General features: G+C 53.0%; 24 protein-coding genes. 11 read left to right on the top strand and 13 right to left on the bottom strand.

Annotated elements, in window-relative coordinates:
• Positions 1-32 precede the first annotated feature (32 nt).
• The 9 genes from ACTQ3R_RS04735 to ACTQ3R_RS04695 all read right to left on the bottom strand — a co-directional run bounded on the left by ACTQ3R_RS04735 (position 33) and on the right by ACTQ3R_RS04695 (position 9,365).
• Positions 33-296 carry an HPr family phosphocarrier protein gene (locus ACTQ3R_RS04735; RefSeq protein ID WP_441778193.1) on the bottom strand — a complete coding sequence of 88 codons (264 nt, stop codon included), beginning with the start codon at positions 294-296 and terminating at the stop codon, positions 33-35.
• Positions 297-343: 47 nt separating this feature from the next.
• Complete coding sequence (locus ACTQ3R_RS04730; protein WP_441778192.1) at positions 344-1,171, bottom strand: class II fructose-bisphosphate aldolase; 828 nt, start codon at positions 1,169-1,171, stop codon at positions 344-346.
• Between the two features lie 128 nt (positions 1,172-1,299).
• Positions 1,300-2,154, bottom strand: coding sequence for a PTS system mannose/fructose/sorbose family transporter subunit IID (locus ACTQ3R_RS04725; protein ID WP_441778191.1), 855 nt, complete (start codon positions 2,152-2,154; stop codon positions 1,300-1,302).
• Positions 2,132-2,893: a PTS mannose/fructose/sorbose/N-acetylgalactosamine transporter subunit IIC gene (locus ACTQ3R_RS04720; protein WP_441778190.1), complete on the bottom strand. Its 762-nt coding sequence runs from the start codon at positions 2,891-2,893 to the stop codon at positions 2,132-2,134. The genes ACTQ3R_RS04725 and ACTQ3R_RS04720 overlap by 23 nt, the downstream gene beginning before the upstream one ends.
• A 78-nt stretch (positions 2,894-2,971) precedes the next feature.
• Entirely contained in the window at positions 2,972-3,451 is a 480-nt protein-coding gene (locus tag ACTQ3R_RS04715) for a PTS system mannose/fructose/N-acetylgalactosamine-transporter subunit IIB (protein WP_441778189.1), read from the bottom strand.
• A 38-nt stretch (positions 3,452-3,489) separates the two neighbouring features.
• A complete protein-coding gene (locus ACTQ3R_RS04710; protein ID WP_441778188.1) occupies positions 3,490-4,521 on the bottom strand; it encodes a zinc-dependent alcohol dehydrogenase in 1,032 nt (343 codons plus the stop codon).
• A 67-nt stretch (positions 4,522-4,588) separates the two neighbouring features.
• On the bottom strand, positions 4,589-4,999 hold the full coding sequence (locus ACTQ3R_RS04705; RefSeq protein WP_441778187.1) for a PTS sugar transporter subunit IIA: 411 nt from the start codon (positions 4,997-4,999) through the stop codon (positions 4,589-4,591).
• 118 nt (positions 5,000-5,117) lie between these two features.
• Positions 5,118-6,299, bottom strand: a complete 1,182-nt coding sequence (locus ACTQ3R_RS04700) for a M20 family metallopeptidase (RefSeq protein ID WP_441778186.1) — start codon at positions 6,297-6,299, stop codon at positions 5,118-5,120.
• Between the two features lie 174 nt (positions 6,300-6,473).
• Positions 6,474-9,365 carry a sigma 54-interacting transcriptional regulator gene (locus tag ACTQ3R_RS04695; RefSeq protein WP_441778185.1) on the bottom strand — a complete coding sequence of 964 codons (2,892 nt, stop codon included), beginning with the start codon at positions 9,363-9,365 and terminating at the stop codon, positions 6,474-6,476.
• Positions 9,366-9,637: 272 nt separating this feature from the next.
• Between ACTQ3R_RS04695 and ACTQ3R_RS04690 the strand changes: the two genes are divergently transcribed.
• From ACTQ3R_RS04690 to ACTQ3R_RS04660, 7 genes are all read left to right on the top strand, one after another.
• A complete protein-coding gene (locus ACTQ3R_RS04690; RefSeq protein WP_441778184.1) occupies positions 9,638-10,546 on the top strand; it encodes a helix-turn-helix transcriptional regulator in 909 nt (302 codons plus the stop codon).
• Position 10,547: 1 nt separating this feature from the next.
• Positions 10,548-10,871, top strand: a complete 324-nt coding sequence (locus tag ACTQ3R_RS04685; protein WP_441778183.1) for a TfoX/Sxy family protein — start codon at positions 10,548-10,550, stop codon at positions 10,869-10,871.
• 2 nt (positions 10,872-10,873) lie between these two features.
• Entirely contained in the window at positions 10,874-11,515 is a 642-nt protein-coding gene (locus ACTQ3R_RS04680; RefSeq protein ID WP_441778182.1) for a GyrI-like domain-containing protein, read from the top strand.
• Positions 11,516-11,519: 4 nt separating this feature from the next.
• A complete protein-coding gene (locus tag ACTQ3R_RS04675) occupies positions 11,520-11,921 on the top strand; it encodes an SRPBCC family protein (RefSeq protein WP_441778181.1) in 402 nt (133 codons plus the stop codon).
• 112 nt (positions 11,922-12,033) lie between these two features.
• The gene (locus ACTQ3R_RS04670; RefSeq protein ID WP_441778180.1) at positions 12,034-12,393 is read left to right on the top strand and encodes a dihydropteridine reductase; all 360 of its coding nucleotides are present in this window, start codon (positions 12,034-12,036) and stop codon (positions 12,391-12,393) included.
• A gap of 17 nt (positions 12,394-12,410) precedes the next feature.
• A complete protein-coding gene (locus tag ACTQ3R_RS04665; RefSeq protein WP_441778179.1) occupies positions 12,411-13,010 on the top strand; it encodes a TetR/AcrR family transcriptional regulator in 600 nt (199 codons plus the stop codon).
• A 43-nt stretch (positions 13,011-13,053) separates the two neighbouring features.
• Positions 13,054-13,431: a hypothetical protein gene (locus ACTQ3R_RS04660; protein WP_441778178.1), complete on the top strand. Its 378-nt coding sequence runs from the start codon at positions 13,054-13,056 to the stop codon at positions 13,429-13,431.
• A 47-nt stretch (positions 13,432-13,478) separates the two neighbouring features.
• On the opposite strand, the gene ACTQ3R_RS04655 is transcribed toward ACTQ3R_RS04660, so the two are convergent.
• Positions 13,479-14,096 carry a CatA-like O-acetyltransferase, family 2 gene (locus ACTQ3R_RS04655; protein ID WP_441778177.1) on the bottom strand — a complete coding sequence of 206 codons (618 nt, stop codon included), beginning with the start codon at positions 14,094-14,096 and terminating at the stop codon, positions 13,479-13,481.
• Between the two features lie 247 nt (positions 14,097-14,343).
• Between ACTQ3R_RS04655 and ACTQ3R_RS04650 the strand changes: the two genes are divergently transcribed.
• From ACTQ3R_RS04650 to ACTQ3R_RS04635, 4 genes are all read left to right on the top strand, one after another.
• Positions 14,344-15,027 carry a response regulator transcription factor gene (locus tag ACTQ3R_RS04650; protein ID WP_441778176.1) on the top strand — a complete coding sequence of 228 codons (684 nt, stop codon included), beginning with the start codon at positions 14,344-14,346 and terminating at the stop codon, positions 15,025-15,027.
• A complete protein-coding gene (locus ACTQ3R_RS04645) occupies positions 15,024-15,923 on the top strand; it encodes a sensor histidine kinase (RefSeq protein WP_441778175.1) in 900 nt (299 codons plus the stop codon). The genes ACTQ3R_RS04650 and ACTQ3R_RS04645 overlap by 4 nt, the downstream gene beginning before the upstream one ends.
• 109 nt (positions 15,924-16,032) lie before the next feature.
• Positions 16,033-16,701 carry an ABC transporter ATP-binding protein gene (locus ACTQ3R_RS04640; RefSeq protein WP_441778174.1) on the top strand — a complete coding sequence of 223 codons (669 nt, stop codon included), beginning with the start codon at positions 16,033-16,035 and terminating at the stop codon, positions 16,699-16,701.
• Between the two features lie 13 nt (positions 16,702-16,714).
• Complete coding sequence (locus ACTQ3R_RS04635; protein ID WP_441778173.1) at positions 16,715-19,369, top strand: ABC transporter permease; 2,655 nt, start codon at positions 16,715-16,717, stop codon at positions 19,367-19,369.
• A 276-nt stretch (positions 19,370-19,645) separates the two neighbouring features.
• Here ACTQ3R_RS04635 and ACTQ3R_RS04630 read toward each other — a convergent pair whose 3' ends face one another.
• The 3 genes from ACTQ3R_RS04630 to ACTQ3R_RS04620 all read right to left on the bottom strand — a co-directional run bounded on the left by ACTQ3R_RS04630 (position 19,646) and on the right by ACTQ3R_RS04620 (position 25,234).
• Positions 19,646-22,540, bottom strand: coding sequence for an EAL domain-containing protein (locus ACTQ3R_RS04630; RefSeq protein ID WP_441778172.1), 2,895 nt, complete (start codon positions 22,538-22,540; stop codon positions 19,646-19,648).
• 91 nt (positions 22,541-22,631) lie between these two features.
• On the bottom strand, positions 22,632-23,600 hold the full coding sequence (locus ACTQ3R_RS04625; protein ID WP_441778218.1) for a diguanylate cyclase: 969 nt from the start codon (positions 23,598-23,600) through the stop codon (positions 22,632-22,634).
• A 362-nt stretch (positions 23,601-23,962) separates the two neighbouring features.
• Positions 23,963-25,234: a sensor domain-containing diguanylate cyclase gene (locus ACTQ3R_RS04620; RefSeq protein ID WP_441778171.1), complete on the bottom strand. Its 1,272-nt coding sequence runs from the start codon at positions 25,232-25,234 to the stop codon at positions 23,963-23,965.
• Positions 25,235-25,451 lie beyond the last annotated feature (217 nt).

Here is a 25,451-nt window from a genome sequence, read left to right as displayed (position 1 = left end):
TGACGAAGCTGTTCAACCATGTTCAAGCTCTATTACGCCGGCATTTCGGAGCTAATGATTTCTTCGATCGCCTTGGCAGCTTCGGCTTCATCTTCTCCTTCCGTGCAAATCCGTACACTGTCATCTCTCTTTGCGGCCAAGAACATAATCTGCAGAATACTGTTGGCCAAAGCCGTCTTACCGTTCAGTTCCAGAGTGATCTTACTCTTGAAGGTAGAGGCCGTTTTTGCAATGACTGCTGCCGGACGGGCATGGATACCCAACTTGTCCTTTACCACAACATTCAGTTCAGTCATGTCATGCTTCCTCCGTTCCGCTTCATGAAGTTATTGTGTTACTGAAATTACCAGCGGTCCTTCTCCCCAAACAGATCCAGGTAACGCATCAGCTCAGCCTTATAGCCCTCGATACCGAACCGCGCCACTGCGCCCAGACGGACACCATCACGCTTGAGCAGCTTGCGTACCGCATTGGTACCGGCAATTGCTAAGTCAGTACCCAGGTTGACCTTGGAAATACCATGGTGAATGGCATTTAGCAGTTTTTCCTCACCGGTCGAGGAACCGCCATGAAGCACCAGAGGCACAGAAACAGCCTCACGGATGGCATCCAGACGCTCGATGTCCAACTTGGGCACGCCGCTGTAGGGACCATGCGCAGTGCCGATGGCAACAGCCAAGCAATCAACGCCCGTTTGCTTTACAAAATCGACAGCCTCTTCAGGCAGAGTCAGATGACTCACGCCGTCCTTGGCATAGTTGTTGCCCAGACCCACATGGCCTAGCTCGGCTTCCACGGAAACGCCCACAGAGTGGGCAACCTTGACGACCTCCGCAGTAATTGCCACATTCTCCTCAAAGGGAGAGGTGGAGGCGTCAATCATAACCGAGCTGAATCCGGCGCGAATTGCCTCAACGACCTGCTTCAGGTCGTCACCGTGATCCAGGTTCAGGGCGACGGGCACTTCTGGATAGCGCTTGCAATAGAAACGAACGACATCACCAATGTACTCAAGGTCTACACCGCCGGCATCGATAATCATCGGGGCGTGCATCTCTTTGGCAGCTTCAAAGCAGGCGCGAACACTTTCCCCGTCAAATACGTTAGGAGCGGCTACGCCGTAACCATTTTTTTTTGCATCCTGCAGGATGGTAGCCATACTGATAAGCATATCTATGATCCTCCTAAAATTACAAAGCCAAAACAAATTTAACGAACATTTAGCGTGAAATGAGGTTGACATAGCGGGGCTTTAAATAGAAAGCCCCGCTATATCAAAGAGAAAAGAAGGAAAGAAATTTACAGGATCCCGAAGCCGCCCAAAACCATGCCAATCACGACCAAACCGAGCATTGCGCGGGTGTACTTGGGGCCGGCCTTCTGCAGGTAGAAGTATACACCCAGGATAGCCAGCAGAGAAAGGAAGCCGGGGAACAGGCCGTCAAAGATCAATTCCTGAACGGCAAAGGTCTGAGTGCTGGTGGTAATGACCAGGGGCGTGGTGATCTCTACGTAGCTGCCGGAAATGGCACCCATCATGAATAAGCCCAGCACGGAAGCGCCAGAAATCAGCTGCTTGACTTTGCCGCTGCCCAGCAGAGAAGCGATGGAGTTACGGCCTACACGGTAGCCCAGATGCCACAGATAGTAGCTGTTCAAAACAGTGGGGATGGTGAACAGGAACAGGGGGAGGACAGCACCCAGCCAGTTTCCCGTTTCGGCCAGAGGGATAAACAGAACCAACAGGATGGGGTCCAGAGTACACCAGTCGATGGTGTCACCGATGCCGGCCATGGGACCCATCAGGCCGGTCTTAAGACCGGTGATCATTTCGTCGGGGATGTCAGCGCCGCAAGCCCGCTGCTCCTCCATGGCAATCACAGTACCGTGGATGATGGAGCCCCAGATGGCCTGGGTGTTGAAAAATACCAGATGACGCTTCAGCGCTGCGCTCAGCTCTTCTTTAGTGGTGTACAGCTTCTCAAGGACATTACTCATGGCAGCGCAGCAGGACAAGGCCTGAAGACGTTCCATTGAGGTGGAGGCAGCTGCGAACAGCCACCAGGACAACCAGGAGCGGAAAATGTCACGTTTGGTCAGTTTAGAAGTGTTGCTCACTTCTTCCGTTGTCTTAGTTTGCAGATTCTGTTCCATTCTTAGCACCTCCCGAAAGCTGGATAAACACAACAGCAATGATCAGACCAAAGATAGCAGCACCGATAGTGGTCAGGTGAGCGTACTGCATCAGGAAGAAGCCCAGGAAGAAGAAAGGCAGCAGCTCGCGGCGGCCAATCTGACGCATGACCATGGCAAAGCCCAGAGCGGGCAGCACCTTACCGACTGCAGTCAGACCATTGGTGATAAACAAGGGCATATTTTCCAGAATAGCAGTTACCATGTCAGGACCGAAGAAGTTGATCACAGTAACAGGGATAATGCTCAGGGGCAGGTAGAGCAGAGGAGCACCAAAGGCCAAAACACGGATCATGCGGGCGTTGCCTTGCTCGGCATAGGTGTCAGCCTTATGGGTCAAAGCAGTGGTGAACATCTTAAAAGTATTGATGATCAAAGTGCCCAGCATACCGAAGGGGAACGCCACAGTGACGGCCATTTCGGAAGACAGGCCAGCAGCCAGAGCGATGGGAACAGCGATACAAGTAGCCAGAGATTTGTCTACCACCAGTACGCCGCCGAAGCCGCCCTGGATGCCCAGGTAGACGACCTGAAGGAAGGTGCCGATAATCATAGCCTGAGGTATGTTGCCCATAATGATACCGATGGGCAGCGCCAGAATCATGGGACAGCTGTTAAGTCGGATACAGAAGGAGTAGCCAATGCAGCTTCTACAATACCAGTAGAGTAGGCCAATCAACAATGCTTGCAAGAAAGTCACAATATCTCCCCCTTAATAATTATTTGGGCAGATTTTTATAAGGCCCGTCCGCCCTGCGGTCCATTCATACACAGAAAATCATTTGATAACGTCCTTCAGCTTCGTAGGGCTTTCAGCCGGAAGGGGCTGAATGTAGACATCCACACCCAACTCGGACAACTCGATCAGCGGGGGCAGATGACTTTTGCTCAGACGGCTGCTCTTATGCACCATCTCAGAATTGGAATCGGCGGGCACATTGCCAACTTGTAATTTCTCAAAGTGGAAGCCGGCCTTCCATGCTTCAAGAGCAGTGTTGGGATCCCGGAACAGGACCAGGTAGTGGCCCTCGCCGAACTGGTTTTCCTGCCAGCTTTTAGCAGCCTCTGCCAAAGAGAGCATCTTGACCTTGATGTTGCTGGGAACAGCCATCACGTAAATCTGCTTCATAAAATCATCTTTGGACAGAGGATCGTCAACACACATAATGTGATCGACCACATACTCCTTGCTCCACATAGTCATAACTTGGCCGTGAATCAATCTGTGGTCAATTCGAACCAAACTCAAAGTTGCCATATAGTTTTACCTCCTATGCTGTGCAATCAGACTCGAGCTTACGGCCACATGACCAGGGACACCCGGTAGTTGCCGGGAGTTGCAGCCAACTCAAAGGCACGCTGCGCTTCGTCCAGCGGCACACAGTGAGAAACCAGTTTTTCTACCTTTACCACGCCGTCAGACAAGAAACGGGCCGACAGCTCAAAGTCTACCAGGTTAGCACCACCAGTACCAATCAGCTCATAGCCGCCATAGTGGATGTCATTCACGTTGAGATTCAGGTCAGGAGAGGGATGGCCGGAAGCGAAGAACAGCACGCGGCCGTCGCGGCGAACCAGCTCCATGGCCTGCGCAGTGGCGGGCGTGTTGCCGACTGCAATGATGACGTTATCAACGCCGCGGCCGCGGGTGAACTGGTTGGTGCGGGCCTTAATATCCTCCTTGGTTGGGTTCATCACTTCAAAGCCCAAGCTGCGAGCGATCTCACAGCGTTGCTCGTTGACCTCGCTGACCATCACCTTACAGCCAAATGCACGGGCCACCTGAGCGTTCACCAGGCCCAGGTTTCCGGCACCGATCACAACGAGGCTCTCGCCGGGCTTCACGCTCAGCTTGCGCACGCCGTGGATGGAGGTTGCCAGAGGCTCCAGATAGCAAGCCTGTTCAAAGGGCAGGTTGGGGTCGATTTTAAACGTGCGGCGCACAGTGGCCAGAAAGTACTGGCACATGGCAAAGTTGCCGGGAACGTTGTCGCGAACCAAGTCCACGGTGTTCACACAGCTCTTGGTGTTGCCGACCTTGCACTGCTCGCAGTAGCCGCAGCCGGCATAGGCAAGAGCTACGTGGTCGCCAACCTCAAACTCCGTCACGCCGGGGCCCAGCTCAGCGATGATGCCGGACTCCTCGTGTCCGGGAGCCCAGGGAAACTCGCGCTTTCGGGCGCCGGTCCAGGTCTGCCAGTCAGTGGTGCAAATGTTGCAGTTCTGGATTTTAACCAGCACTTCGTTGGGGCCGGGACTGGGAACGTCGAATTCCATGACTTCCATCTGACGAACACCAGTCATAACTGCTGCCTTACCCTTCATCATAAAAACCTCCTAAACTGTGGCCTTGGCCACTTTGCATTTTATGTTTTGATTTTTGCATTTGGGGAGATTACTGCCGCTCCGACATGATCTTGCTCAGATCATTGATACCGGTCACACCAGCCTCGACCAAGTGCTGTCTCAATTCCTCGCCGGAATACATGCCTCTGATCTGGACCGCCTCGATCAACATAGGGATGTTGACGCCAGAAATCACCTCGACCGGGTACTTGCTGGACAAGGCGCCAGCGCAATTGGAAGGTGTGCCGCCGAACATATCTACCAACAGGAGGGAGGGATCCTCCTGCCCCTCCAACAGACTGGATACCTGGTCCATAAACTCCTCAACGGTCATTCCGGGAAGCAGAGGAACTGCATACACTTCGTCGGTGATACCGACGATCATTTTCAGGCCTTCGATCATATGTTCCCCCACTCTGCCGTGGGTCATCAGGATGATTTTTCTTTCCTTCGCTGACATCTATTTTTCTCACCTCGATGTTCTTGTTTTGGATGTTCTCGACAATATTTTTTTAAAAGACAACGACAATTTATACATAAGCAATAAGCGTGCCAACTTGTGTAGTGTAGTAAAACATTTACCCGCAAATACGCCTCGCGGCCTTGATTTCGTCCAACATGGATGGAGTCTCCAAAATTTCCACCCCGATTAAAGCCATGATCTTTGCTCCATTGATTGTAGCATCCTCCACCTCTTCGGAACCTGTCAGCTCGGTATAGGCCGGCGAATGGTGGGTGACAGAACCAGGCTTTTTGTTGACTCGCAGCAGGGGGTGGAGTGCGGGAATTACACTGCTGACCGTTCCCATATCGGTGGAAGCACTGGAAGTATCCTCTGTATATTCGGGGATATTGAGATAAGCTATCTCTCTCCGGAACAGCTCCACCAGTTTTTCATTACTTTCCAGACTGTCGCAGTTCCCTTCGAAGTGAGAAATCTTCAATTCCGTCCCGGTTGCAAGAGCAGCGCCCCTGGCACAGTTCTTGACTTTTTCCGCCAATTCATGGCAGTAGTCTGTTTTATTGGCACGGATGATCAAGGCGGCGCTGGCATGATCTGGTATCATGTTGGCGGCATCTCCTCCATCCGGAATGATGCCATGGATCCGTGCGTCCTCCCGTGTCTGCTGCCGCAGTGCATTAACACTGTTGAACAGCTGGATGACTGCATCCAGCGCATTGATTCCCATTTCAGGCGCGGAGGCTGCATGGCTGCTTTTTCCCCAAAAATCAAACTGCAGACTGGTGGAGGCCAAGGTTGTGGGCGCGGGTACTGTTACATTGCCGGGGTGGATCATCATGGCGAGATCTACGTGGTCAAATACGCCCTTCTCCAACAAAATACCTTTGCCCTGGGCTGTTTCTTCCGCGGGCGCACCAATCAGCCACACCTCGCCTGGATACTGCTCCAGGAAGGGGGCCAGACCCATTGCCGCGCCTACACCCATGGCGGCGATCAGGTTATGACCGCAGGCATGACCGATGTTTGGCAGCGCATCATATTCAGCCACCAGGCCGATCCTTGGACCATTTCCATTTTTTTTGCAGGCCACAACTGCGGTGGGGATCCCCTCTATTTCATTCCACACCTCAAAGCCTTCTGCTTTTAACATCTCACGGACCTTTGAGGCGGCAAGGTATTCCTCCATTGAGAGTTCCGGGTGTTGGTGAAGATACCGGGCCAGAGACAAAATTTTCTCCCGCCGTTCATCGATCTCTTTGATACATTTTTCTCTGCTGGATTCCAGCATCTGAATCATCGCCTTCCTTGTCGTGCTATGATGTTGTTATTTATGAGCAATTTATATGCCAAAATATGTAGTGTAGTGTCTAAAATAAACAAATTTTGCTTTACTCAAAAAAATACCGGAACATTTTTACAGAAAAATGTTCCGGTAAATGCCACATATCCAATTGTTTGATACCATTCAGCGCTAAGATGCAGTTTCACCGCGTTCCGGCAAGATGATCAGCAAGTAGCACACTTCTGATTCCAACATCCGGATCTTCAATTGGTAGGCTACTGATGTTGTGATGGAATACAACAAATTGAAATCCTCTCTTCTGTTGTTTTTCACCAGTTCTGTTGCCTCGGACAAGGGAAGGGCCTCTCCCGTTGCCAAACGTTCAAACATACAAATTATGTGCAGGTACACCCTGGTCAGTGCTGTCACTGACAGTTCCGTCTGGCAGATTCGACTTTCGATCTTCCTTAGAATATAACCGCACTGTGTGATCAGAAGGTCTGAATCTAAAGAAGGAGCAAAGGTCTGAATCCGGCTGTTGATCAGTGCGATCACCTCTTTCCGGGTAAGCTCCCGGCCAGACAATTCTGACGGCACCTGTCGGTTCGTCCAACCACGCAGGGTCAAATCGATTTCACTGAGCCCCTGGTTCGTCAGGACCTTGCTCATTTCGAGGAAAGGCACATTCTCCACTCCGGGATTCACACTTCCGATGATCAAACGCAGCCGGGGGCCCAGCCGTTTGGCGACATCAGCCACTTCCCCTATCACACCGACAGGAATCACATCCATAGTTCTGGTCAAGGGCAGGTGCTCCAGCAAAATCTCCCGCGCACGGGCTGCCGCACCGATCCCACTGTGGCACACAGTCAGCACCACATCCCGGTCTCCTTGACACAAATCTTCTCCTGGCGACTGTTTTGGAACCTCCTCGTCCAACTTCAGCATGGTTCTGCAAATAAAATCTGTGTAGTCTTTGTAGTTATCCGCCGCGATATTGGCGGCATCATCTAAATCTGCATCGCTGATCAGGACCAGTTTTCCAGCCTCCAGCACCAGAGAATTGCTGGCCCCAGGAATAATGCGGCACCGCACCCCGGTCTTTTCCTGAATATCCCGCTCCATCAACGGGAGGGAATCAATATCCCCCAGCACCAAAACGCCAGTCCCTTGGTCAGCCCGCTGGACCAGCTGGCACAAATTCTCAAAAATCGATTCCGGCGTCCATTCCAACGGCACATCAAGCGCCTGAATATGATTGGTTGAAAAAACCCGGTTTGCTACTTCCGCCATGCCGGATGCCACTCCGCGGCCATAGGCCGCCACCACGACGCCGATTCTCTTATACCGGGCCGGAGCCTGCTGCTGGGTCAAGAACATGGCCAAAAATCCAACCTCATCTTCTGGAATTTTCACAGACAACTGCCGTGAAAGTTCAGGAAGTATTTCTCTGACCACATCCATCTCCAGAGGATATTGGGTTCTGATATAGGACAGGTTGGGGTTATATACCAACTGTCCCGCTTTGAGCCGCCAAATGAATTGCTGCAAATGCATAGACAATGCAATACCCAAGCGATGGGGATAAGTTCGGTTCAAACTCCTTGAAGCAAAGTCGATCAGCTGCTTAGTCGCCTTCCAAATAGCCGGTGTCACAATATTGGGACCCCCTTGCTCGGTCCCGCCTTCCTGACCGGGAGCGGTTCTGATTACCTGATCGTAATACCGCTCCAATTCAAGGCTAATGGCATTTTCCAGGTCTCCCTGAGATTGCGATGAAGATTTGTAGCAGTCCAGGCGTTCCTCCACAAAATCATATAAATCCATTGTCGAGGTATCGCTCCGCGGCGGAAAGCTTTCCTGCTCCGCTTCATCCAAACTCAGCAGCAGTCCCTTTTTTTGTCCTTTGGATAGCACTTCCGGGTTAGGGAGTGCGAAATAGGCTTTTTGCGGCAAATCATGAATTCCAATCGTGAGCATACGGGAGCCGCCCTGATGGGCAGTACTGAGATATGCCAAATAGCTCTTGGCGCATGCCAGCTTGATATCGTTTTTCAAGCTTCCGACGTTTTCCTTGCATTCGTAGGAAATCAGCAGCTGCAAAGCTTCTTCGGACAGCCAGATGGGAATTCCAAGACGATTTGCCTCTAGCTTCAAAAAGTGCCGAACCAATTCCAGCCGTTCATTTGGCGGTCGCTCCGCCAAATTCGGCATCTGGATTACCACAGGAATCCGGCGCATGAAGGTATTCAGAAGTACCTCCGAGGGGCGCTCTGTGGTTGCGGCAATAATCATCACATTGCTCTTCCGCTCGATAGTCTCGCCCAAACGGCGATATTTATTTTTATCCAGTAGGGTAAACAATAGCTCCTGTCCTGTGGAGGCCAATCGATGGATCTCATCCAGAAAGAGTACGCCACCCTCCGCCTTTTCCACCATTCCGGGTTTATTTTCCGTAGCACCAGAAAAAGACCCCTTGGCATGTCCGAATAACTGAGAAAGCAGCAGCTGCGGGTTATCTGCATAATCAGCGCAGCTGAATAAAACAAAAGGGGGCTCCTTGGAGGAATTTCCAAACGCGCCTGTCTCTACCGCATAACGCCACATTTCCTCTGCCAGCATACTTTTGCCCACGCCGGACTCTCCGATAATCAACGTGTGCAGCCCGTTTGGAGGATAAGATACAGCTGCCTTTGCCAGTTGAATCTGTGCCTTGATGCTTCCTTCCACTCCAATAATGGATTGGAAGGCTTTTGGGGGATTCTCTTTCTTTCCCCTTGTGCCGGAAACCATAGATGGCTTCTTATTTTCCGGAATTTCAGGTGCCTGTACCGGGTATCTCAAGCGTTGCGCCCGTATCTCCTCAGCCATTCTTGGTAACAGGAACTTCACTGGTTTTTTACCTATTTTTTCCAGACTTCCGCTGCGGCACAGTTTATTTAAATCTGCAGATGCATCACTTCGTTGAATGCCCAGTGCCTTTGCAATGGTGGCTGCGTCGATCCCAGGCGATTCCCCAGGAGGTACCAAATCCCGAACATGCTCTTTTATGTATGCATAAATTCGCTCCTGCCGATTCATCATTTTCCTCCTAAGCATGCCAACACCATAGATAGACTACCAGTTCAGATGATTGCTAGTATAGCAGAACACTTCTTTTTTTTCAACCGGGCAGCCCGTCCGGCTGCCCAGCACCCACAGACAGCTGTTATGGAAAATCCTGCAAAAGTCCTCCGCAAGTGCTTTGATGATGAAATGATGGAACTTTTACTTCGATTCAGAACAAACATGACACACAGTTGTCGTGTTCCTGTGCTATAATGCAGACAGAATCAGAAAAGGCGGTGATTTCCATGAAGATGGAGCGGCTCATCGGTATTCTGTCTATCTTGCTCCAGCGGGAAAAAGTCACTGCCCCAGAGCTGGCGGAGCAGTTTGAGGTGTCCCGCCGGACCATCCAACGGGACATCGAGTCCCTGTGCCGGGCGGGCATCCCCATCGCCACCGCCCAGGGAGCGGGGGGCGGCATCTCCATCATGGAAGGCTACCGGGTGGACCGGACAGTGCTCACCCATCCGGAGATGCAGGCCATTCTGGCTGGCCTCAGGAGCCTGGACAGTGTCAGTGGCACCCGGCGCTATGCCCAGCTGATGGAGAAACTGTCTGCCGGAACGGGTGGGCTGGTACACGGCGGCGTCCACATGCTCATTGACCTCTCCTCCTGGTACAAGACCAGCTTGCCGCCGAAAATTGAGCTGATACAGGGGGCCATTGAGCAGCACCGCACCATCTGTTTCACCTATTTCTCCCCGAAGGGAGAGTCGGTGCGCACCGTGGAGCCCTGCGATCTGGTGTTCCACTGGTCTGCCTGGTATGTGTGGGGCTGGTGCCGGAGCCGCGAGGCTTTCCGCCTGTTCAAATTAAACCGCATGACGGAACTGGCTACCGGGGAACTTTTTGAGCCCCGGCCTGCGCCACTGCCCGATCTGGAACCGGAGCGGGTCTTTCCGGTAAACTATCAGGTCACCGTTCTCTTTGACCCCACCTGCCGCTGGCGGCTGGTGGAGGAGTACGGCGCGGACCGCTTCACTGAGGAACCAGACGGCAAACTCCGCTTTACCGGAGGGTTTCCAGATGCCGACAGCGTGCTCAGCTGGGTACTGACCTTCGGGGACAAGGCGGAGCTGCTAGAGCCGGAGGAGCTGCGGGAGCAGCTGCGGGAATTGATCGAAACATTGGCCTATCGTTACGGGAGGGATTAGTATGGCATCCCACAAGGACTTTGTGGACTATGTGGCTGAGCAGCTCCGGGAGGTGGGTGCCATCCGCAGCCGGAAGATGTTTGGCGAGTACGGCCTTTACTGCGACGAGGTGTTCTTTGCGGTCATCTGTGACGACCAGCTTTTTGTAAAGATCACTCCGGAAGGTGAGGAAGCATTCCCAAACCTGCCTAAGGCTCCACCCTATGAGGGGGCCAAGGCATCCTTCCTGGTGGAGGATGTGGAGGACCGGGATACTATGACCGCCCTTGCCCGTATCACCTGTCTGGCTCTTCAGGCCAAGCCCAAACAGACACGGAGGAAATGACGATGTCCTTTGACTACAAGAAAGAGTACAAGGAATTCTATTTGCCGCCCAGAACGCCGGGCATCGTCACGGTGCCCGCTATGAATTTCCTCGCTGTGCGTGGCCAAGGTGATCCCAACGAGGTGAGCGGCGCTTACAAGCAAGCCCTGGAACTGCTCTATGCCGTGGCCTTCACGATCAAAATGAGCAAGATGGGCAAGCACCAGTTGGAGGGCTACTTTGACTATGTGGTGCCGCCTCTGGAGGGCCTTTGGTGGCAAGAAGGCATCCATGGCGTGAATCATTCCCGAAAGGCGGATTTCCGGTGGATCTCCCTGATCCGCCTGCCGGAGTTTGTGACCACAGAAGCCTTTGACTGGGCCGTCCGGGAAGCCACGGAGAAAAAGCAGCGGGATTTCTCCAAGGTGGAGTTTTTTCCCTGGGAGGAGGGCCTGTGTGTCCAGTGCATGCACCTGGGCCCCTACGACAATGAACCAGCCACCGTGACCTCTATGGAGGAGTACGCCAGGGGGCAGGGCTATGAATTGGATTTCAGCCAGGGCCGGTTCCACCACGAGATCTATTTGAGCGATGTGCGCCGGTGCATGCCGGAAAAGCTGAAAACCGTCATCCGGCAGCCCGTCAAGCGGCAAGAACAGGAGTGAGACCATGGCAGTATCCAAAGTGACCGTCCACTTTCCGTGTCCGGTGGAGCAGGTGTGGCAGACCGTGACCGACCTTATGAATACCGCCTGGCGCAGTGATCTCAAACGGGTGGAGGTGCTGGACGAGGCCCACTTTGTTGAGTACACAAAAAGTGGCTATGCCACAAACTTCACCGTCACGGCCTACGAACCCCTCCGGCGCTGGGCCTTTACTATGGAGAACGGCAACATGTCCGGCTCCTGGGAAGGGATCTTTGAGACGGTGGAGGGCGGCACACGGCTCCATTGCACCGAAACTGTGGGCGCCAAGCGCTGGTGGATGCGTCCCTTTGTTCCCGGCTATCTCAAACGGCAGCAAAAATTATATCTGGAGGATTTGCGCAGAGAACTGCGGCACCGTTTCTGATCCATGTCTGAACTCATCACAAATCTCAAACCGTGTTGTTCGCTTTCGTTCTCAAATCGTTTATGATCACATTGTCAGCCGAAGCTGAACAATTCTTTGAGGAGATCGTAACATGAACACGGATAAAATTTTTGCAGAAGCCATTGCCAACGAATATGCCCCCAAGGACACCTCCAAGGTGGTCGCCCTGCGGAAGCTGGACCGCAAGGCCAAAGGTCCGGCCAATATCTTCGCCTACTCCTTCGGTGTTGGGATGACCATGGTCCTGGGTCTTGGGATGTGTCTTTCCATGCAGGTGATCGGCGGAGGCGGCGTTCTGATGACAGGGGCCGGGATCCTTCTGGGGATTCTGGGCATCGTGGGCGTGGGTTTGAACTATCCCATTTACAAAAAGCTCCTGCGGACCGGCAAGGAAAAGTATGCCTTTGAGATCATGCAGTTGGCCCGAGAGATCAGCGAATCGGCAGAGTAACACAAGGAGGGCGGCAGATGAACAAGTCCGAGAGCAAATACTTCAATACCGCCCTGCGCCTGGATGAGGCGCTGATTGCCCTGCTGGAGGAGAAGGACCTGGAGTATATCACGGTAAAAGAGATCTGTCGCCAGGCAGGTGTGAACCGCTCCACGTTTTACCTGCACTATGAGACCATTGCGGACCTGGTGGAGGAAGCCTTGGAGATGATCAACCGTCGCTTCCTCTCCTATTTTCCTCAGCGGCAGGACAGTGTTGTGAGCAATCTGGGCAGCCGGGACCGGGAAGAGCTGGTTCTGGTGACAAGGGAATATCTGGTGCCGTATCTCCGTTTCATCCGGGACAACAGGAAGGTCTACCGGGCTGCCTTCCGGAATCCGGGCAGCATGGGCGCCCACGCACGCTACCGGGAACTGAAGCAGCATATCCTGAGTCCTATCCTGGAGCGGTTTGAGATTCCAGCCGCCCACCGCCCCTACTACATCGCTTATTACATCGAGGGCATCGCTGCCATCGTCAAGGAGTGGCTGCGGCAGGACTGTGCCGACGAGGTGGAGATGATCGCCGACATCATCGAATCCTGTGTGCGCCACAGGGATGGAAGCGATGAGAAATAGGAACAGGGGTCCACGCCTGCTTCGGGCCTGGCGGGAGGATTACATGGGGCAGATCTTTCTGAGCGCCGCTTTGTCCTTGGGTGTCACAGGGTTCTTCGTTGTGTACCATGGGTACCTGGGGCTTTGCTATGCTTCGATGTGGCATGGGAGCAACGGAATTTTTTACCTCCTGCTCATGGTTATTTGGGGTACCATTCTTCTCACGGAGAAACGGAACCAAACCTGGCCCGCGTCCGAGCAAAACCGCTGCCTCCGCCGGGCATTTCTCATCAGTTCTCTACTTCTTTTGGGGATGGATGTGGCGCTGATTTGGCCCATCATCTATGGGATGATTGTGTCCATCACCCTACGGCTGCTGGGAAAGGGCGTACAGCAAGCAACAAGCCTCTCATACTGTGATTCTTTGAAAAACACAGTATGAGAGGCTTGTTGTGGTCTGCCTGCTTACCGGGCGCCATAGAAAGAATCTTAGATTTCCCGGATTTCCCGCTGCAGCCGCTCCAAAAATTCCGCCGCCGGAATGCCGTCCATCTGGGTGTGGTGGAACTGGAAGGATACCGGTAAGGTAGTGCGCAGCCACTGTTTCCGGTACTTGCCCCAGATAAGAAAGGGGTTGTTGTAGCACCCGGCATAGATGTTCACCGCGCCGTCAATCTCATACCCCGCCAGGGCAGAGGTGCCGATGACCATGTAATCTTCCCCCAGCTCAAAGCTTTTCCCGCTCTCATGGACCTGCCCGGTGAGTTTTCGGTAGTCCCGGTTAAATGGTTCCAAGTCAGGGGAAACAGGAATGTCACAGGTGGCAATGCCGCCGTCAAGGGTGGTCACCACGGTATTGATCGCCAAGCGGTCGTACTGCATGAGCTTCTTTCCCACCGGGAGCAGGTAGAAGTCCTCCATCCCGGCTGCCGCCTTTCCAATACACCAGCAAAGGAGCATATTGAATTTATAGCCCCGTTTCCGGCTCAGACGCACCAGCGGTGTCACATCCAGGGTCTTCATCAGAGTGACCATGGGCATGGGGGCCTGCATCCAAAGTTCAAAAGCCAGCGCACGGGAGGTGCTTTTTGGATCTACTTCTCTCATGTTGTTCTCCATTCTTTCTGTAAAGTCCGGTTGGGTTGGCCGCGGCAAGTGATTCATATCATACCATAGTGTCTGATGGCCGGCAACCGATTTCCGTGTTCCAAAGCCGGAACTTGTGGTATAATAGCGCAAAGCGGCTATTATACCTGGATTTTAAGTCCTTTTTCTCGCTTCTATTGGGACAACCGGAAAAGTTGACACATGATACCATACGCTAAATGAACGCAACGAACAACGAGGACCGAACATGAAACGTATTTTTCTTTTGGAGGACGACGAGACCCTGGGGCGGGGGATCGCCATGGCTCTGACCGGGCCGGAAACTTCCGTTATTTGCTGGCCCAGCCTGTCCAAGGCACGGGAAGCACTGGCGGAGGAGCGCTTTGACCTGCTGATTCTGGATGTCAATCTCCCCGACGGCAGCGGCCTGGACCTGCTGCGGCAGGTGCGCTCAGAGGGTGGCACCACTCCGGTGATTCTGCTCACCGCCAACGATTTGGAGCTGGACGAGGTGACGGGGCTGGAGGCTGGGGCGGATGACTATATTACAAAGCCCTTCTCTTTGGCGATACTCCGGGCCAGAGTGAACGCCCAGCTCCGGCGAAGTGTCCCCAAGGCCTCCCAGAGCCTGTCCGTTGGCCCCTTTGTCTTTGATTTTGAACAGATGGACTTTCGCCGGGATGGTAGGGGAGTGGAGCTGTCCAAGACAGAACAGAAGCTGCTGCGGGTATTGGTGGAGAATCGGGGGCATGCGGTGCCCCGTGCCACGCTGGTGGACCGGGTATGGACGGACGGTGCGGAATTTGTGGAGGAAAACGCCCTGTCCGTCACAGTCAAGCGGCTGCGGAGCAAGCTGGAGGCCGACCCCTCCAAACCGGAATACCTGAAAACGGTGTATGGCATCGGCTACACCTGGGCGGTGAAGCCATGACGGGATATGTGATCGCGGGAGTAGCCCTGCTGCTGGCCCTGGCTGTGGTCGCCTATGGCCGCTGGCGGACTGTCCGCACTATGAGGCGGCTGGACGAGATGCTCACCTCCGCCATGAACGGCAGTTTTTCGGAAAAGGACTTTGACGAGAGCCGTCTTTCTGCCCTGGAGAGCCGGCTGGCCCGGTATCTGGCGGCCAGCGCCCTGTCTGAGCGGAATGTGCGGGAACAAAAGGACCAGATCAGCGCCCTCATTTCCGACATCTCCCACCAGACCAAGACCCCGGTGGCCAATCTCCAGCTCTATGCCCAGCTGCTCTTGGAGCAGCCCCTCACGCCCCAGGGGAGGGAATGTGCCGCCGCCATCTCCGCCCAAGCGGAAAAGCTCCAGACCCTCATCGAGGCCCTGGTCAAGACCTCCCGTTTGGAGACGGGAATTCTGCTTCTCCACCCCCAGTCTGGAGAGATTTCCCCGGTGGTGGAGCGTGCCGCTGCCCAGTATGCCCCAAAGGCGGCGGAAAAGGGCATTGCCCTGACCCTTGGACCGCATTCAGGCTGCGCTGTCTTTGATCCCAAGTGGACGGAGGAGGCAGTGTGCAATCTGCTGGACAACGCCGTCAAATACACGCCGGCCGGCGGGAGTGTGACGGTGGAGGTGAAAAACTATGAGCTGTTTTCCGCCATCCGGATCACTGACACCGGGCCGGGTGTTTCTGAGGGGGAGCAGGCCAAAATTTTTGGCCGCTTTTACCGTGCTCCCAGTGCTTATCAGGCAGAGGGCGTGGGCATTGGCCTCTATCTTACCCGGCAGATCGCGGAAAAGCAGGGCGGCTATGTAAAGGTGGAGAGTACACCTAGAAGGGGAAGCGTGTTCTCCCTTTTTCTGCCACGCCCGTAAAGGACTTCTTTCAAAACTGTCACATTCTTGAAAGTACCAGGACAGATTTCTATGCTAAAGTCTGTATTGTCAAAAGACGGTACAGACTTTTTCTTTGGAGGAGAACAGTATGATAATTTTACAGACCCGTGATCTGAAAAAATACTACGGCTCTGGGGACACCCAGGTGAAGGCACTGGACGGCGTGGATCTGAGCATTGAGCAGGGAGAGTTTGTGGCCATTGTGGGCACCTCCGGTTCCGGCAAATCCACTCTGCTCCATATGCTGGGCGGGCTGGACCGGCCCACCTCGGGCACTGTCACTGTGGACGGCAAGGACATCTTCGCCCTGAAGGACGAGGCCCTGACCATTTTCCGCCGCCGGAAGATCGGCTTTGTGTTCCAGTCCTACAATCTGGTGCCGGTGCTCAGTGTGTGGGAAAACATTGTCCTGCCGGTGGAATTGGACGGGAGCAAGGTGGATGAGGCCTATGTTCGGGAGGTGATTGCCACTTTGGGCTTGGAGAAGAAACTTTCAAACCTGCCCAACCAGCTCTCCGGCGGACAGCAGCAGCGCGTGGCCATTGCACGGGCCCTGGCTACCAAGCCCGCCATTCTTCTGGCCGACGAGCCCACCGGCAACCTGGATAGCCGTACCAGCCAGGATGTGCTCAGCCTGATGAAGGTGACGGGACAGAAGTTTGCCCAAACTATGGTGATGATCACCCATAACGAGGAGATCGCCCAGATGGCCGACCGCATCGTCCGTATTGAGGACGGGCACCTTGTGACGCGGTAAGGGGGCGATGGATATGAACGTCTCCAACCGCGGCTGTATCCGCCGCCTGAGCCTGCGTGCTCTTTTTGCCAACCGAACCCGGAACATCGTGGCAGTGCTGGCCATCACCCTGACAGCGATGCTCTTTACCTCACTTTTTACCATTGCCCTCTCCATCAATGAGGGCATCCAGCAAAACAACTTCCGCCAGGCGGGGGGCTGGTCCCACGGCACCTTTAAGTATCTCACCGAGGAACAGTTTGAGGAACTGAAGGACGATCCTTTCATTGACCAGTGGGGCCTGCGCCGCTTTGTGGGGATGCCCAGGTCGGTCCCCTTCAACAAATCCCATGTGGAGATCAGCTACTGCGATGCCAACCGGGCCCACTGGATGTACTGCGACCCGGTGGAGGGCGGACTGCCTCAGGAGGGAACCAACGAGGCTGCTACCGACACCCATGTGCTGGCGCTGCTGGGCGTGGAGCCGGAAATCGGCGCTCAATTCACGGTCACCTTCCCGGTGGACGGACACGAGACGACCCAGACCTTTACCCTGTGCGGCTGGTGGGAGTACGACGAGGCTATCGTGGCCAATCACATCCTCATTCCCGAAAGCCGGGTGGATGCCATCCTGGCAGAAGTAGGTGTGACCCCGCCGGGCAGTGACGGCATGACAGGGGAGTGGAACCTGGATGTGATGTTAAGAAACGGTGCCCGCTCCATTGCCTCTGATCTGAAGGAGATTCTGGCCAACCACGGCTATCAGTCAGATATTCCAGGAGAAAATTATATTTCCATCGGTGTCAACTGGGGCTATACCGGGGCGCAGCTGTCCGATAAGCTGGACCCCACTGTGGCAGCCATTATCGTGGGTGTACTGGCCCTCATTTTGCTTACCGGGTATCTCATCATCTACAATGTGTTCCAGATCTCTGTGGCGGGGGACATCCGCTTCTACGGCCTGCTGAAAACCATCGGCACCACGCCCCGTCAGCTCCGGCGGATCATCCGCATCCAGGCACTGATCCTCTCCTTCATTGGTATTCCCATCGGTCTGCTGCTGGGCTGGCTGCTGGGCGGTGTGCTCACCCCTATCATTGTCGCACGGCTGGATGGGGTGACCAGTTTGGTCTCGGTGAACCCCCTTCTCTTTGTGGGCTCGGCCCTCTTTGCTCTGGGAACGGTGCTCATTTCCTGCCGCCGTCCCGGCCACCTGGCGGGCAAAGTTTCTCCGGTGGAAGCGGTGCGCTACACCGAAGGCAAGGTGCTGAAACGCAACGGAAAAAGCAGGGGCAAAGGCGTGTCCCTGCTGTCCATGGCCTGGGCCAATCTGGGCCGCAGCCGGGGCAAAACCTTTCTTACGGTACTGTCCCTGACCCTTGCCGTGGTACTACTGAACCTGACGGTAACGTTTACCAGCGGCTTTGATATGGACAAGTATGTGTCCAACTTCACCGCCAGTGACTTTATCCTGGCGGATGCGGGCCAGTTTCAGACGGGTGGGGAGGCCTTCAACAATGAGATGGGAGTGCCGGAGGAAGTGATTGCCGCCGTGGACGCCCAGGGCGGCATCACCGGCAGCGGCCGGGTGTACGGCAAGACGGCTCCGGCACTGGAATTCGTCACCGAGGAATACTACCGCTCCATGTGGGGGCGCTGGTACCCTCAAGAGGTGCTGGACAGCATGGTGGCCACCAAGGACCGCACCGAGGACGGATTGCTGGCGGACCGGGTACAGCTCTACGGCATGGAGCCCTTTGCGCTGGGTTATCTGTCGGTGCTGGAAGGGGACCTGGCAAAGCTCAACGACCCCAATGGCAATTTTGTTGCCGCTGTGTACAGTACCGATGACTATGACAATCCGGATATGAGCAGCCATTGGGCCCGACTGGGCGATACGGTGACTGTCCGCTATGTGGAAGAGACGGAGTACTATAACCCCGACACCGGCGAGGTCTATGGACCATGGGAGAACGTGCCGGAGGGGGTCAACTATGTGGACCGGGCGGTGAAGTACCGGGACGTGGAGTACACTGTGGCCGCCCTGGTGACAGTGCCGTCCGCTCTGAGTTACCGCTACTATGGAGCTGACGAGTTTGTTATGGGAGCGGAGACATTTCTCCGGGATACGGAAACCGACTGCGTCATGTACTATGCCTTCGACACCACGGAAGAGGCCAACGCCGCTATGGAGGCCTTCCTCAAGGACTACACAGAGAACGGAAATCCCCAGTTTGACTACGAGAGCAAGGCCACCTATGCCGGGGAATTTGAGAGCACCCGGAACATGTTCCTTCTGCTGGGGGGAGCTCTGAGCTTCATTGTGGGTCTGGTGGGAGTGCTGAACTTCTTCAATGCCATCCTCACTGGCATCACCGCCCGCCGCCGGGAGTTGGCGGTGCTCCAGTCCATTGGCATGACGGAGCGGCAGCTGCGGACCATGCTGGCGTTGGAGGGACTGTTCTATACGGTAGGCGCAGCACTTCTGGCCCTGGCATTGGTTGTAGTCACCGCGCCCTTTGTGGGGCCCGGCCTAAACGGGCTGATCTGGTTTTTTACCTATCACTTCACCATCTGGCCCATTGCTGTGGTGCTGCCCCTGTTCGGGGCGCTGGGCATCCTCATACCGGTCTTGAGCTGCCGCGCCGCCCAGCACTATTCCGTGGTGGAGCGCCTGCGGCAGGAATGAGACACAAAATCAAACCGATTAGCCATCCGTGAGCAGCGGCTGCCTGCAGATGGCGTGTTTCCGTCCGCACGGCTCAGACTTCGCAGCGGTAAAATTCCCAAAACAAGTTGCAGGATACGGTCAGAAAAAGCCACCAGCCAAAGGGCTGGTGGCTTCTCTTATGGTTGCCGAACAAGAGTTAGAGGTCAGCAGGACGACACGCAATACCAAAGCGAAACCCAGCGTCTGTACAGCTGCCATCACCATAGGGTTCCTAACCGATATGTTCCGTACCGATCATGTTTTAACTCTACCTATCATGTGCGTGGAGTAAGGGATCAGAAAATCACGTTCAAAATCAGCCGTGGTCAAAGGACGGCTATAATAGTACCCTTGACCGTAGTTGCAGGCAAGCTGAGCCATCATCTGTTCATTTTCCTGCGTCTCCACTCCCTCAGCCACAGTGCTGATATTCAGTTGCTTGGCCAGCTCCAGAATACACGCCATGATCTTTCGCTGTGTTCCATCTGTATCCTTGGCCACGCCCATCAAAAACAGCCGATCCAGCTTTAACTCGTCAATTTTCAGCCGCCCCAAGGTATTAAGCGAGGAGTAGCCGCTTCCGAAGTCATCCATGGAAATGCGGAATCCGGCGGCCCGCAGCTGGGTAATACAGGCGTTGACCTTATCCATCTGCTCCAAAGCCAGGCTCTCTAAGATCTCCAGGGTAATATACTTGGGGGATATGTCATATTTCCCAGTAATAGCCAAGAGCTTCTCCACATATCCCTCACTGGCGAACAGAAGTCTGGTCTGATTGACGGAGATATTCATTGGTACGATTCCCTCATCCAGCCATTGCCGCAGCTGTTTGCAAACCTGCTCTACCATATAGAGATCCAGCTGTACGCAAAAGCCGTTTTCCTCAAACAAAGGAATGAACTGATTGGGATAGATCATGCCTTTGTCCTTACTCTGCCAGCGCACCAATGCTTCGGCACCGGTCAGCAGACCCGTATTCAAATCCATTTTGGGCTGCAAATACATGCAGAATTCTTCCTGCTCCAGGGCACGCTGCATATGGCTCTCCACATAAAGCCGCATCTGTTCCGTATCGTGGAGATTTTCGTCATAGATACAGATGGACTGCTTTTTATTCTTTTTTGCCTGTGCCAATGCAGACATCATGTAGTTATGCTTGGCGGGAGCGGAGAATGGCTCGGGGGCTGCCGCAGTCAGCACACAGCCGCAATAGATTGAGACAGAATATTCCCCCAGCAGAGGGGAGGCCTCATCCTGGATTAGCTTCAGGAGGGATTGAACACGCTCGATTGCGGGCTCCTCCTGGTCTTCCCGCAAAGCAAGATAAAATATATCCGCTGACTGTCGGCAGAAAAATTCTCCTGGCTGACAAATCATGTCCAGACAATTCTTGATGCGGCACAGGAACTGGTCGGCAGTGGAAAGACCATAGGTCTCGTTGATGTACTTGAAGTTCCTGATATTCAGAGCTACCAGCATTAGGGGGATTTTTTGGCTGCATGCCTGGGTAAGCAGTGAGCGGAATTCCCCGCCGTTATATGCGCCCGTCAGATTGTCATACCGGGACAGCTGATCCAGCTGCTGCCGGGTGAGGCTTGCCTCCTGGCGGGTTTTTTTAATGCTATGATATAAGAAGTACAGGCAGATGCACAGCAGCAGAACGACAAGTGCAGACAACAGTTGATAGCGATGTACATACAACCACTCGGAGGGAGTGTAGGCCGCTTTTACAGACATGGCCTTATAGAGCATATTTTGGCTTTCTATTTCGGAGACAGAGCGAATGTAACGATTTAAGATAGCCAATAAATTGCCTGACACATGACCGGTCACGCCCATACAGTAGGATACGTTTTTGTCGCTGGACCAATCAACAGAAAGGTTTTCATAGAGCCCTTGCTTTTGGAGGTAATAGTTTATGGAATATGCATCCAGACGGCCATGGCCCATTTCGCCGGATCTCAGCTTATTAAATACAAACTGTGTGTTTGTATAAAAACGCTGGGTACTCTCAGTGTCCGAGGAGATAGTGTCAGCTGGCCCGGATACCAGCAGACTATTTCCGTCCAAATAAGGCAAGGTAAACTGGATGCCATCCACTGTGATATAAGTTGAAGTGCTGGCAGCACAGGCGATCAGGTCCACTTGTCCTTGCTGGATACGCTGAATGCCATCCTCACAGGACTGTACAATAACAGGTTCATACTGAAGCCCGGTTGCTTCTGCAAAGGCTGCAAAGTAGCGGGCGGCCATTCCATCTACTTGTCCATCCCGGACATATTGCAGCGGTGCATTTCCATCGCAGAAGGCAACCTTCAGTGTCCCTAAACTCTGAATATATTTTTTGTCCTGCTCCGATATGACAAAGCGGTTGTTGGAGTAGAAATACTCGTCATAAAGTTCCGTTTGCAAATAAGGATAGGCCCGGCTTATCTGGTACAGGGCATTGTTGAGGGGCTGGAGCAAAGACTGGTTCCCTTTATACAGCGCAAAGTAGTAGGGGGTGGGAGAGAATCGGGCAATGCTGCGGAAGTTATCCATAATTGCCATGTCAACCTGTAAAACAGCATCGGCCTTTCCCGTCTGTACGGCCTGGAGCGCCTCTGAAATGGAAGGGTACTCCTTCACTTCGTAAGTAAACCGATTCAAGTTTGCATACTGTTCCAGCTCTTCCATGCGCAGGGATAGCTGTGGAGCTGAGGCAACGATCATCCCATCCCAGGAGGAAAAGTCCTCCTCTGCCCACTGGGTGGAGTCCTCCAAAACGGTCAGAGAGGTATATGTGGTTCCATAGCTGTAGCTCGGATAAAGAAAATATTCTTCAAGCTCCGGGAGATAGTTCATGGTTCCCATCATGTCAATCTCGCCGGTCATCAGCATTTGCATCAAGGTGTTGATTTGTGTATTGGTATCCCCCGTGGCTGTTACAAACTCATAATCCCAGTTCGTATACAGACTGAGGTATTCCAAATATTCTGTCATATACCCGGCGTATTCCCCATCTTCATCCAGATAGGAAATGCCATGCTGGATAGGGAACCCCACACGCACCACAGTGTTCCCGGTTGAAGCACCCAATGCCGTTGGAATCATAGATCCCACGATGCATGCCGTTAATATTAGCCCTGCCAACTGTCTTATCCGTTTCACGATAACACAGATCCTCTCTTGAATAGCTATGTAGCTATGACGATCCTTTTGTAACAATGCAAATATGTTTTGCGATGGTATACGATCATACTTATCTTTCAACTAAATCTGCTGAGACAGGGGGCTGGCGGTTATTTTTCTTGTCGTGATACAGATCGGCATCTGCCGCCTCAATGATATCTTCCAACTTGTCGGCAGCAGAAAGTCTTGCCTTTCCAATGGAAATGCTTGTCCAGGCTTTCTCGCCTTTTCCGGCGTCTGCCATGGCCTTTTTTATTCTCTGCGTAAAGGTGTGTGCCTGCTCCTCGTTTGCAATGCCGCTGCAAAGAAGGACAAACTCATCACCCCCCATTCGGCATACTATGTCAGAAGAGCGGACCATATTGTTTAGTGTCATGGCCATTTTTTTGAGTACACGGTTTCCAGACATATGGCCGAAGGTATCGTTGATCTCTTTGAATTTGTCTACGTCAATGATAAAGAGCCAGCAAGAGGGATTTGCATCCACATAGTGCTTACAGCGTTCCTGAAAGGTGCGGTAGTTGACTAAGCCGGTCAGACCATCCCGCTCAGCCAATGTGCGCAGGTATTCCATCTTTACCATTTCTTCATTAAATTGGTTCAGAAGGGTTTTGGGATAGTACTCTCCGTCTGTCTGCTCAATGTTGGGCAGCGAGTGGTGAATGTGAATGATTTTCCATTCATCCTCTCTGCGGCGGTAGACTATAGAGAAACGGCTGTCCATATCAATGGTAGTTTCTTTATCTTCGCTTTCCCAGTAAATATAGATTTCTCCATATACCAGACAAAGGTCTTCCGACAGAAAAACCGAGTCGCACCAAAAATCCCGAAACTGAAATTGAATATTGTTACGCTCGGAAAATTCTTCGTACATAGCGGTTTGAAATTCTCGCGCAGTTTGGTAGATTTCATGCTTGCCCGTTCCGATAATTGTGCAGGTCGGATCGATAAAGTTTTGAATGGGATGACTTCCATCTTCGTTCAGATCCGCAAAATAGGTTTGCCACATCTGTTGGGTAAATAGATTAAAATCCATCATATCCACTCATAGCTCCTTTAAGCAAAATAACTGCAATGCATGTTCTTGGGCCATTACCGATGTAACTATGGCACTGATCCTTGCTTGCATGTCTGCACCGCCGCTTTGTTTGGAGGGAGCCCTACTAAGACTGCTGTATATATTCTACCATCTGTTCCCAATTTCTACAATATATTATTCTTTATTCTTCCATTTTTGAAAGAAAAATTTCATGCCAAATGGAAGCAGCAAAAGCAGACGGCATCCGCTGATACGCGGCGCGGGCAATCCCGTTGCGGAGAGAAGCTTCAGGTATAAAATAACCCTGCCTCATCCAAACAAATATCAGCCATTTGTTCCGGTTGGGCAGGGTTATTCTACACTTATGTATTAAGTTTTATGGCAAAACCGCATTTTCCGCTGTTTTTGACTTCGTATAACGCTTCATCCGCACGCTTGAACACTTCATTATACTTATCGCCCTTTTTACAGCGGCAGCCGCCAATACTAATGGTCAGGCCGCTCAGGGGATATTGATTTGACAGCACAGCCACCCGGCGGAGCACATCCTGTACCTTGTCATTCAGAACAGTGTCTGTGAGAAATTCGTCTACATAGATGATAAATTCGTCACCGCCAAATCTGCCGATGCAGTCCGTTTTCCGGAAACAAGACTGCAGCACCTCTGCAATCTGCACGAGAACCAGATCGCCGTGGTCATGGCCGTAGTTGTCATTGACCTGTTTAAAGTTGTCCACATCAACGATCAGCAGTGTGCCGCCGGATCGTTTGAGCCGCCTGCGGATTTGCTTGATCAGATAGGATTTGTTCAAAAGGCCGGTCAAAGCATCCTGGCGAATGTATCTGCTGTTGTGAAAATGCCGTATGATGAGCGTTGTTGCGATGACCATGTTCAGAACATTCAGACCAAGTCCGAGATTCATCAGGAGCATGTGTTTCGGGGAAATCAGATTCTCTCTTGGAATTGCCATGACTACGCTCCAGCCGCTGCTCAGGTTACATGCATAGAGATTGTAGTCCTCCTTAATAGACCCCGCATAATGGGAGACTTCGTTGGAGGTATCGGCCAGTACATCCGCCTGAACTGTGCCGAGGTCTATGTGCCCGATGGAATACGCCAGTGTTTGATTGGGATCATAGACCAGTAGACCGTAGCCGTCTGCCAGCTCGGAAAAGCCCATCCAGTTCTCACTGGTGAGATACACATCTATGGCAACCACATTGTGAGCGTCGGCAAGTGCAAGGGACATTGTGAATACATCCTGCCCGGTAACGGCATCCTGATACAGATCAGAAAACACAATGGTACCCGGCGCTGCCTCCACCGCATCCGTATACCAGGATTTGGACAAAAAGTCGTAGTCCTCGTCCCCCTCCCACGGGTTTGCGGCGACGATACCGCCATCCAGAACGGCATAGATGTCCAGAACATTGTTGCCAAACCGCTCGGTGATCTTCTCGCAATAAGATTTCATCCACTGCTGGATCTGCGCCTCAGGTGTGTGCAGTTCAACCATATCGTCCAGATACTTTCCGGCCAGTTCCACGGAGAAGGCATATCCCTGCATCTGCGTTTCGATTTTTTCCATCTGCGCTTGGGCCAGGTAGCCGCCATGCTTTATGGAGTTCTCCAAAATAAATCTTCTGGATTCCAGAATGAAACAGCCAAATATCACTTCTACGACCAAAAAGACCGTAACGTATAAGATAATCCCCAATCTCTTTTTCAATCCGGCGTTTGACTCCATCGATAATATCACCTCTCAGGGAATGAAATTTTGTTTGGTAGACCCTGAATTGCCCAAAAGCTCACAGCAGCGGCAGGCTTCTTTATGGCACGGCTCCTGTAAA

The sequence above is a fragment of the Lawsonibacter sp. LCP25S3_E2 genome, assembly GCF_052117285.1.
GTDB lineage: Bacteria > Bacillota > Clostridia > Oscillospirales > Oscillospiraceae > Lawsonibacter.
The sequence above is the reverse complement of the archived record's forward strand: the minus strand, read 5'-3'. Positions and strand labels throughout refer to the sequence as shown.